Here is an 8,279-nt window from a genome sequence, read left to right as displayed (position 1 = left end):
CTTCGGGGCCTCGCCCTGCGGGCCGGGGGAGGCCGGCTCGGCGGCGTGGCGGTCCGTACTCACAGCGTGCTCCAGTCCTGGTCGGGGTAGCGGTGCACCGGGGCCGACACATCGTCCAGCGCCCGGCGGATCTCCTCCGGAAGACTAAGGGCCTCCACCGACAGCGCCTCCGCCAGCTGCGCGGCAGTCCGCGCGCCGACGATCGGCGCAGTCACCCCCGGCCGGTCCCGTACCCACGCCAGCGCCACCTGGAGCGGCGTCACGGCCAGGCCGTGGGCGGCCGTGGCCACCGCGTCCACGATCCGGCCCGCCGCCTCGTCCAGGTACGGCTCCACGAAGGCGCCCATGGTCGGGGACGCGCCGCGGGAGTCCGCCGGGATCCCCGCCCGGTACTTGCCCGTCAGCACCCCGCGGCCCAGCGGCGACGACGGCAGCAGGCCGACGCCGAGGTCCAGCGCCGCCGGCAGCACCTCCCGCTCCACTCCCCGCTGGAGCAGGGAGTACTCCATCTGGGCACCGGCCAGCCGGGTCCGGCCCCCGCCCGGCGCCGCCAGCTGCCAGGTCGCCGCCTTCGCCAGCTGCCAGCCGCTGAACTCCGCCACCCCCGCATAGCGGGCCCGCCCGCTGCTCACGGCCAGGTCCAGCGCCTGCAGGGTCTCCTCCAGCGGGGTCGCCGGGTCGAAGGCGTGGATCTGCCACAGGTCCACGTAGTCGGTGCCCAGCCGGCCCAGCGACTCGTCCAGGGCGGCCAGCAGGTGCCCGCGCGAGCCGTCGAAGCGCCGGTCCGGGTCCGCGACGCCGCCCGCCTTGGTCGCGACGACCAGCTCCCGGCGCGGCACGAGCCCGCCGAGGAGCTGTCCGAGCAGGTACTCCGCCTCGCCGCCGCCGTACACGTCGGCCGTGTCGACGAGGGTGCCGCCCGAGTCCCAGAAGGTCTTCAACTGCTCGGCGGCACCCGCCTCGTCCGGCCCGTCCGCGGACCGGCCCCAGGTCAGGGTGCCGAGGCCGATCCGGGACACGCGCAGGCCGGTGCGGCCGAGATGCCTCTGCTCCATGACCGCTGAGACTACTGGGGCGCTGACGCGGCGAAGCCCGGCGCGCTACAGTCCCTGCTCACAGCAACGTTACTGATCGGTAAACCGGTAAGGGGACGACACATGCGGCTCGGCATCAATCTCGGCTACTGGGGCGCCGGCATGGACGCGGACAACCTCGCCGTGGCGCAGGAGGCGGACCGCCTCGGCTACGACGTGTGCTGGGCCGCCGAGGCCTACGGCTCCGACGCGCCGACCGTGCTCTCCTGGGTCGCCGCCCAGACCGAGCGCATCGACGTCGGCTCCGCGATCATGCAGATCCCGGCCCGCCAGCCCGCGATGACCGCGATGACCGCCGCCACCCTGGACTCCCTCACCAAGGGCCGGTTCCGGCTCGGCCTCGGCGTCTCCGGCCCCCAGGTCTCCGAGGGCTGGTACGGCGTGAAGTTCGACAAGCCCCTCGCCCGGACCCGCGAGTACGTGGAGATCGTCCGCAAGGCGATGACCCGCGAGCGCCTCTCCTACGAGGGCGAGCACTGGACCCTGCCCCTGCCGGGCGGTCCGGGCAAGGCGATCAAGCTGACCGTGCACCCGGAGCGCGAGCACATCCCGCTCTACATCGCCGCCATCGGCCCGAAGAACCTGGAGCAGACCGGCGAGATCGCCGACGGCGCCCTGCTGATCTTCCCGGCGGCCGAGCACCTGGAGGCCACCGCGCTCACCCACATCCGGGCGGGGCGCGAGAAGGCCGGGCTCACCATGGACGGCTTCGACGTCTGCCCCACCGTCCCGCTGGCCGTCGGCGACGACGTGACCGCCCTCGCCGACATGTTCCGCCCGTACACCGCCCTGTACGTGGGCGGCATGGGCAGCCGCAAGCAGAACTTCTACAACCAGCTGGCCCGGCGCATGGGCTACGAGAAGGAAGCCGCCGAGATCCAGGACAAGTACCTGGCGGGCGACAAGGCGGGCGCCGCCGCGGCCGTCCCGCACTCCCTGATCGATTCCACCACCCTCCTCGGCTCCGTGGACCGCATCGCGGACGGCATGCGGGCCTACGCCGAGGCCGGGGTCACCACGCTCACCCTCGCCCCGGCCGGGTTCACCCTGGACGAGCGGCTCAAGGCCCTGCGCGCCGGCACGGATGCCCTGGAGCGCGCAGGCCTCGCCTGATCCCGCACCGGAACGGAGCCGACCGGACCGGAACGGAACGGACCGGACCGGACCCGGAACCGGGGGGACGGCCGGGCCGGTCGAAGCCTGCGGCCGTGGTGGGGGCTCGGGGGGTCTTCCCCGCCACGGCCGACACAGGCAACAACGCGCGCGGCGTCCGCCGGGTTACGCCCCCGGTTCACCCCCTCGGTTCGTTCATTCGGCCGAGTAGTGCGACCTATCGGTTGCCCGGCAGCCGGAACGGCCGTTGACTCGAGGCATGCTCTCTGCCCGCAGCCTGTTCCAGGAGATCGTCGACAACGACGACTCCTTCCAGCTCTTCTGCTCCATCGCCGCCGGCGGGGAGACCCAGGGCGGCTGGGAGAACGCCCGGATCGCGGCCCTGGTGCCCGACAGCATGCGCCACCTCGCCCCCAAGATCACCCGGCACGGCGCCGACGAGGACAAGCACGGCCGCATCTTCCACGCCCTGCTGCGCAAGCGCGGCCTGTCCGCGGTCGCCGTGCCGCCCGAAACCGACTACACGATGCTGCTGGAGCGACGCGGCATCGGCCTCGCACACGCCAGGCTGCGCGCCGAGGAACGGCTGACGGAGGACGACATCGTCGTCTACCTCGCGCACAGCCGGGTCACCGAACAGCGCGCCGCCGACCAGATGGACATGCTCGTCCGGCACTTCGGCGACCACCCCCTCGTCGGCAAGGCCATCCGCGTGATCAGCCACGACGAGGACGGCCACCTCGCCTACTGCCACGAGGAGCTGCTGCGCCTCGCCCGCGAGGGGCGCGGCAGGACGATCCAGCGGGTGCTGCGCGAGAGCGCCCTCGCCGAGATCGCCGTCTACCGGGACGTGAGCCTCGCCGTCATGGCGCACATGGGCCGGCTGCTGCACTGGCCCGCCCCCAAGTCGGCCGCGATCGCCGCCGGGATCCGCGGGACGTACGCGTACGAGCGGTTCGCCGGCTGGCACCGCATGATCAGCCTGAGCCCGCCGGAGCGGCGCAACGCCCTCGGCGGCGCACCCACCCCCGTACCCGAGTTCGCGTAGCGCAGCCCCCCGCGGCCGCAGCCCTACAGCCAGCCCCGGGTCTTGAACAGCCGGTGCAGGCCCAGGCAGGCCGCCGCCATCACCGCCAGCACCGCCGGATAGCCCCACGGGTGCCGCAGCTCCGGCATCCGGTCGAAGTTCATCCCGTAGATCCCCGCGACCATGGTCGGGACGGCCGCCATCGCCGCCCACGCGGAGATCCGGCGCATGTCGTCGTTCTGCCGGACGCCGACCTGCGCCAAGTGCGCGGCCAGTGCGTCCGACAGCAGCCGGTCCAGGCCCTCCACGTGCTCGTTCGCCTTCGCCAGGTGGTCGGCGACATCGCGGAAGAAGGGCTGCGCCGGCCCGTGCACGAACGGCACGTTCCCGAACGCGAGCCGGTCCATCGGCTGCAGCAGCGGGCCCGCAGCCCGCCGGAACTCCAGCACCTGCCGCTTGAAGCCGTAGATCCGGGCCGCGGTGTGCCGCGTGTCGGGGCCGGCCGGCGCGAAGACCTCGGCCTCCAACTCCTCCAGATCCGCCTGGAGCTCGTCGGCCACCTCCATGTAGTGGTCCACCACCGCGTCCGACACCGCGTACAGCACCGCCGTCGGGCCGTGCCGCAGGACCTCGGGCTCCTGCTCCAGCCGGCGCCGCACGGCGGCCAGCGCCGCCCCCTCGCCGTGCCGGACGGTGACCACGAAGGAATCGCCGATGAACACCATCAGCTCGCCCGCGGTCACCGTGTCCGCGTCCTCGTCGTACACCACCGGCTTGAGGACCACGAACAGCGAGTCGTCGTACACCTCCAGCTTCGGCCGCTGGTGCGCGGTCAGAGCATCCTCCACGGCCAGCCGGTGCAACCCGAACTCGCGGCTGACGTGCTCGAATTCCTCCTCCGTCGGCTCGTGCATGCCGATCCAGACGAAGGCGTCGCCCGCCGCCCGGGCCATGTCGAGGGCGTCCGAGAAGTCCTCGGGGGCAGCGGAGCGGCGGCCGTTCCGGTACATCGCGCAGTCGACAATCACGCCGGGCATTGTGCCCCGCACGCGCCGGGCGCGCACCCGGGCGCCGCCGCCCGCCCTGTTCCGCACGCCAGGGCCTACCCTTGGCGCCATGGCCACGCTGATCCTCGTACGACACGGGCGGTCCACCGCCAACACCGCAGGGCTGCTCGCCGGATGGACGCCCGGCGTGGCTCTCGACGAGCGCGGTGCGGAGCAGGCCGCGGCACTCCCCGAACGGCTGGCCGCGGTGCCCATCGCCGCCGCCGTCACGAGCCCGCTCCAGCGCTGCCGGGAGACCCTCGCACCGCTGCTCGCCGCACGCCCCGGGCTGCCGCTGCACACCGACGAGCGGATCGGCGAATGCCACTACGGCGACTGGTCGAACCGCAAACTCTCCGAACTCGCCGAACAACCCCTGATGAAGATCGTCCAGCACCACCCGTCCGCCGCCGCCTTCCCCGGAGGGGAATCGCTGCGCGCGATGCAGGCACGCGCCGTGGACGCCGTACGGGAGTGGAACACCCGCATCGAGGAGGAACACGGCAGCGACGCCGTCTTCCTCATGTGCTCCCACGGGGACATCATCAAAGCCCTGGTGGCGGACGCCCTCGGCATGCACCTGGACCTTTTCCAACGACTCCACGTCGACCCCTGCTCGGTCACCGCCGTCCGCTACACGCCCAGCCGGCCCTTCCTGCTCCGGCTCGGCGACACCGGCGACTTCGGCTCGCTCGCCCCGCGCCCCGCCCGCGTACCCGACGCGGCCGCGGCCGACACCGAGACCTTCGAGGCGGCCACCGAGGACCACGGGAACGCGGTCGTGGGCGGCGGCGCGGGAGCGGCGTGATCGAACGGCGCAGTAGGGTGGATGGGCCAACACACGGGCGCCACCACACCCCTGCCCCTGCGCCCGCCCCTGCCTCCCGGGACTCCGTCCGGGGGGACCCCCAGACTTGGAGACTGGACGTGCCCCGTCAGGTGTTCCTCTACGACCCGCCGGACCGCTTCGTGGCCGGAACGGTCGGTCTGCCGGGACGCCGTACGTTCTTCCTGCAGGCCTCCGCCGGCCACCGCGTCACCAGCGTCTCCCTGGAGAAGACTCAGGTCGCGGCGCTCGCCGAACGGATGGACGAACTGCTGGACGAGGTCGTACGGCGCACCGGCGGCAACGCGCCGGTGCCCGCCATGGCCCCCGCCGAAGCCGCCGACACCGCCCCCCTCGACGTCCCCGTCGAGGAGGAGTTCCGCGTCGGGACCATGGCCCTCGCCTGGGACGGCGAACACCAGCGGATGATCGTCGAGGCCCAGGCACTGGTGGAACTGGAGGCCGACTCCGAGGAGGACCTCGCCGAGGCGGAGGAGCGGCTGCTCCAGGACGAGGAGAACGGCCCGCCGATGCTGCGGGTCCGCCTCACCGGATCCCAGGCCCGGGCCTTCGCCAAAAGGGCCCTGGACGTCGTCAACGCCGGGCGGCCGCCGTGCCCGCTGTGCAGCCTCCCGCTGGACCCCGAGGGACACGTATGCCCGCGGCAGAACGGCTACCGGCGCCAGGTGTGAACACCACGGGGGAGCGGGAGGAACTGCTCGCCAAGGGCGAGCTGACGGTCGTCGGCCGGATCTCCGGTGCGTCCAACGCCGTACTGCTGTGCACGGTGGCCTACGGGGGCGCGAGCACCGACTGCGTGTACAAGCCGGTCAGGGGCGAGCGCCCGCTGTGGGACTTCCCCGACGGCAGCCTCGCCCGCCGGGAGGTCGCCGCCTACCTGGTCTCCGAGGCCACCGGCTGGGGCCTGGTCCCGCCGACCGTGCTGCGCGACGGCCCGTACGGCGAGGGCATGGTCCAGCAGTGGATCCACTCAGACGAGGCCGCGGCCGCAGGCGGAGCCTCCGGGGCCGACGGGCTGCTGGCCCTCGTCGAGGGCGGGGAGGCGGAGGACGGCTGGAAACCGGTCGCCTTCGCCGACATCGGGGAGGGCCGCACCGCACTCCTCGTCCACGCCGACGACCCGCGGCTGCGCCGCCTCGCCGTCCTCGACGCCGTGATCAACAACGGCGACCGCAAGGGCGGCCACCTGCTGGCCGCCCCCGACGGCCGCCTCTACGGCATCGACCACGGCGTGACCTTCCACGTCGAGGACAAGCTGCGCACCCTGCTGTGGGGCTGGGCCGGCGAACCGCTGACCGACGAGGCGCGCTCCGTGCTGGCCGGCCTGGAGCGGCAGCTCGCGGCCGGGGCGCCGCTCGCCACCCGGCTGGCCGAACTGATCACCCCTGCCGAGCTGGCCGCCGTACGCGCCCGCGTGGACCGCCTGCGGCACACCGGCGTGCACCCCCAGCCCTCCGGGCAGTGGCCGTCCATCCCCTGGCCCCCCGTCTGAACAGGCCGGACCCGGCACGCACAGAACGGGCAGGATCACAAGAGCGCCTATTCGGCCAACAGTGCTGGTCCGGTTCGTTGACGGAACAGGCGTCCGGTTAGGCTCGACACATGCATGCCTGGCCCGCTTCTGAGGTCCCCGCCCTTCCCGGCAAGGGCCGCGACCTCCAGATCCACGACACCGCGACCCAGGGGAAGATCACCCTCGACCCCGGGCCCGTCGCCCGCATCTACGTCTGCGGCATCACGCCCTACGACGCGACCCACATCGGTCACGCGGCGACCTACAACGCGTTCGACCTCGTGCAGCGCGTGTGGCTCGACACCAAGCGGCAGGTTCACTACGTGCAGAACGTCACGGACGTCGACGACCCCCTCCTGGAGCGGGCCCTGCGCGACGGCCACGACTGGACCGAGCTCGCGGAGCGCGAGACGGCCCTCTTCCGCGAGGACATGACCGCCCTGCGGATGCTGCCCCCGCAGCACTACATCGGCGCGGTCGAGGCCATACCGGGCATCGTGCCGCTGGTGGAGCGGCTGCGGGACGCGGGCGCCGCGTACGAGCTGGACGGCGACGTCTACTTCTCCGTGGAGTCCGACCCCCACTTCGGCGGCGTGTCGAACCTCGACGCGCAGGCCATGCGCCTGCTCTCCGCGGAGCGGGGCGGGGACCCGGACCGCCCGGGCAAGAAGAACCCGCTCGACCCCATGCTGTGGATGGCCGCCCGCGACGGCGAGCCCAGCTGGGACGGCGCCTCCCTCGGCCGGGGCCGCCCCGGCTGGCACATCGAATGCGTCGCCATCGCCCTGGACCACCTGGGCATGGGCTTCGACATCCAGGGCGGCGGATCCGACCTGGCCTTCCCGCACCACGAGATGGGCGCCTCGCACGCGCAGGTCCTCACGGGCGAGTTCCCGATGGCCAAGGCGTACGTCCACGCGGGCATGGTCGCCCTGCACGGCGAGAAGATGTCCAAGTCCAGGGGCAACCTCGTCTTCGTCTCCGCCCTGCGGCGGGCCGGCGTCGACCCGGCGGCCATCCGCCTCGCCCTCCTCGCGCACCACTACCGCGCGGACTGGGAGTGGACCGACGACGTCCTCGCGGAGGCGGAGGCCCGGCTGGCACGCTGGCGCGCAGCCGTGTCCCGGCCGGACGGCATCCCCGCCGACGCGCTGGTCGAGGAGGTCCGCGCGGCCCTCGCCGACGATCTGGACGCGCCGGCCGCCCTTGCGGCCGTGGACCGCTGGGTCGACACCCAGAACGCCACCGACGGCAGCGACACCGCCGCCCCGGGACTCGTCACCCGCACGGTGGACGCCCTCCTGGGCGTAGCCCTGTAACCCCCGACCCGCCACGGTCCGGCTCAGGCCGAAGCCCTGGCGGGGCCGAGCACACCGGGAAGGCCGGGGCCGCCACAGCACCGGCCCCGGCCTTCCCGCAGGCGCTCCGGGGCGGCCGGCTCCCGCGCCTCGAACCGGCGGGGCCGGAGCCGCGAATGCCGGCGGGGCGGGACGTGGCGGCGGGTCGGGGTTGCCCGGCTTCGAAGCACCGGGGTCGGGAAACCAAGCCCGCGCGGCGTTTGGGCGCGCGGGCGCGGAGCGGCCGTCCGGGGTCCGGGGGCGGAGCCCACGTTTTCGGGAAGGGCGGGCAGGGGAACGGC

8 protein-coding genes are annotated in these 8,279 nt (G+C 73.5%); 6 read left to right on the top strand and 2 right to left on the bottom strand.

The window, feature by feature from the left end:
• Positions 1 to 59 precede the first annotated feature (59 nt).
• Positions 60 to 1,055 carry an aldo/keto reductase gene (locus tag HYE82_RS30635; protein WP_179177454.1) on the bottom strand — a complete coding sequence of 332 codons (996 nt, stop codon included), beginning with the start codon at positions 1,053 to 1,055 and terminating at the stop codon, positions 60 to 62.
• Between the two features lie 102 nt (positions 1,056 to 1,157).
• On the opposite strand from HYE82_RS30635, the gene HYE82_RS30630 reads away from it, so the two are divergent.
• Complete coding sequence (locus HYE82_RS30630; RefSeq protein ID WP_179177453.1) at positions 1,158 to 2,207, top strand: LLM class F420-dependent oxidoreductase; 1,050 nt, start codon at positions 1,158 to 1,160, stop codon at positions 2,205 to 2,207.
• A gap of 259 nt (positions 2,208 to 2,466) precedes the next feature.
• Positions 2,467 to 3,255 (top strand): ferritin-like domain-containing protein, encoded by a 789-nt coding sequence (locus HYE82_RS30625; RefSeq protein ID WP_179177452.1) that lies wholly within the window; start codon positions 2,467 to 2,469, stop codon positions 3,253 to 3,255.
• Between the two features lie 23 nt (positions 3,256 to 3,278).
• On the opposite strand, the gene HYE82_RS30620 is transcribed toward HYE82_RS30625, so the two are convergent.
• The gene (locus HYE82_RS30620; protein WP_179177451.1) at positions 3,279 to 4,271 is read right to left on the bottom strand and encodes a magnesium and cobalt transport protein CorA; all 993 of its coding nucleotides are present in this window, start codon (positions 4,269 to 4,271) and stop codon (positions 3,279 to 3,281) included.
• A 79-nt stretch (positions 4,272 to 4,350) separates the two neighbouring features.
• Here HYE82_RS30620 and HYE82_RS30615 point away from each other — a divergent pair, with 79 nt between their 5' ends.
• The 4 genes from HYE82_RS30615 to mshC all read left to right on the top strand — a co-directional run bounded on the left by HYE82_RS30615 (position 4,351) and on the right by mshC (position 7,959).
• Positions 4,351 to 5,088, top strand: coding sequence for a histidine phosphatase family protein (locus tag HYE82_RS30615; protein WP_179177450.1), 738 nt, complete (start codon positions 4,351 to 4,353; stop codon positions 5,086 to 5,088).
• A gap of 119 nt (positions 5,089 to 5,207) precedes the next feature.
• On the top strand, positions 5,208 to 5,798 hold the full coding sequence (locus tag HYE82_RS30610) for a DUF3090 domain-containing protein (protein WP_179177449.1): 591 nt from the start codon (positions 5,208 to 5,210) through the stop codon (positions 5,796 to 5,798).
• A complete protein-coding gene (locus HYE82_RS30605; protein WP_179177448.1) occupies positions 5,762 to 6,619 on the top strand; it encodes an SCO1664 family protein in 858 nt (285 codons plus the stop codon). The genes HYE82_RS30610 and HYE82_RS30605 overlap by 37 nt, the downstream gene beginning before the upstream one ends.
• A 110-nt stretch (positions 6,620 to 6,729) precedes the next feature.
• A complete protein-coding gene (gene mshC / locus HYE82_RS30600) occupies positions 6,730 to 7,959 on the top strand; it encodes a cysteine--1-D-myo-inosityl 2-amino-2-deoxy-alpha-D-glucopyranoside ligase (RefSeq protein ID WP_179177447.1) in 1,230 nt (409 codons plus the stop codon).
• Positions 7,960 to 8,279: the final 320 nt, after the last annotated feature.

This window comes from Streptomyces sp. BR123, assembly GCF_013401435.1.
GTDB lineage: Bacteria > Actinomycetota > Actinomycetes > Streptomycetales > Streptomycetaceae > Streptomyces.
The sequence above is the reverse complement of the archived record's forward strand: the minus strand, read 5'-3'. Positions and strand labels throughout refer to the sequence as shown.